The 1,386-nt window shown below is 62.7% G+C and carries 1 protein-coding gene; it reads left to right on the plus strand.

Annotated features, from left to right (window positions below; translation table 11 throughout):
* Positions 1 to 65 precede the first annotated feature (65 nt).
* Positions 66 to 1,349 (plus strand): IS256 family transposase, encoded by a 1,284-nt coding sequence (locus ON38_RS25550; RefSeq protein ID WP_085995487.1) that lies wholly within the window; start codon positions 66 to 68, stop codon positions 1,347 to 1,349.
* Positions 1,350 to 1,386 lie beyond the last annotated feature (37 nt).

Consider the following 1,386-nt stretch of genomic DNA (forward strand, 5'->3'; position numbering starts at 1 on the left):
GGGACTGTGGATTTAACGGTGTTTCCGGCCTGATTCGCTGACCGGATGGTCAGCGGGAAGGTGCCGTGATGACGACACTTGATGCCGTGGCAAGGAAGAAGGCCGAAGCGTCGGCCGAACAGCTGGCGGCAGCGGAGCTGGTCCGGATGGCCAAGGAACAAGGACTGTCCTTGACCGGGCCCGATGGACTGCTCCAGCAGTTCACCAAGACAGTCCTCGAGACCGCGCTCAACGAGGAAATGACCGAGCACGTGGGGTTCGAGCCGAACCAGGCGCCCGAGGATCGGGAATCGACCAATGTGCGTAACGGCACCAGGTCGAAGACGGTGCTGACCGAGACGACCGGACCGGTGCCGATCGAGGTTCCCCGCGATCGCGACGGCAGCTTCGAGCCTCAGATTGTCAAGAAACGGCAGCGCCGGTTGACCGGGGTCGATGAAATCGTGCTGTCGCTGTATGCGAAAGGCCTGACCACCGGGGAGATCTCCGCCCATTTCGCCGAGATCTATGGGGCGTCGGTGTCAAAAGAGACAGTCTCCCGGATCACCGACAAGGTGGTCGCGGAGATGCAGGAATGGTCGAGCCGTCCCCTCGACCAGGTCTATGTCGCGATCTTCATCGACGCCATCGTGGTCAAGATCCGCGATGGACAAGTCGCCAACCGGCCGATCTATGCCGCGATCGGGGTCACCGTGACCGGTGAAAAGGACATCCTCGGACTCTGGGCCGGCTCCGGTGGCGAGGGCGCGAAGTTCTGGCTCAGTGTGCTCACCGAGATCCGTAACCGTGGGGTCAAGGACGTGTTCTTCCTGGTCTGCGACGGGTTGAAAGGCCTGCCGGAAGTGGTCGGGAACGTGTGGCCGCTGGCCACGGTCCAAACCTGCATCATCCATCTGATCCGCAACACCTTCCGGCTCGCCGGCCGCCAGCACTGGGACGCATTGAAGCGGGATGTGAAACCGATCTATACCGCGGTCAATGCTGATGCCGCCCGGGCTGCGCTCGATGAGCTGACCGAGCGGTGGGGCACCAAATATGGTGCCATCGTGCGGTTGTGGAGCAACGCGTGGGAGGAGTTCATCCCGTTCCTCGACTACGACATCGAGATCCGGAAGGTGATCTGCTCGACGAATGCAATCGAGTCCTTGAACGCCCGCTACCGGCGGGCGATCAAGGCGCGCGGCCATTTCCCGACCGAGCAGGCCGCCCTGAAATGCCTGTATCTGGTGACTCGTTCGCTGGATCCGACCGGGGCCGGTCGGGCACGATGGACGATGCGCTGGAAGCCCGCGGTCAACGCGTTCGCGATCACCTTCGCCGACCGCTGGCCCGACGCCCGAACCTACTGAGAGAAACCGCCGGAAACACCGTTACCGAGATAGTCCC

This window comes from Nocardia testacea NBRC 100365 (assembly GCF_000308775.1).
GTDB lineage: Bacteria > Actinomycetota > Actinomycetes > Mycobacteriales > Mycobacteriaceae > Nocardia > Nocardia testacea.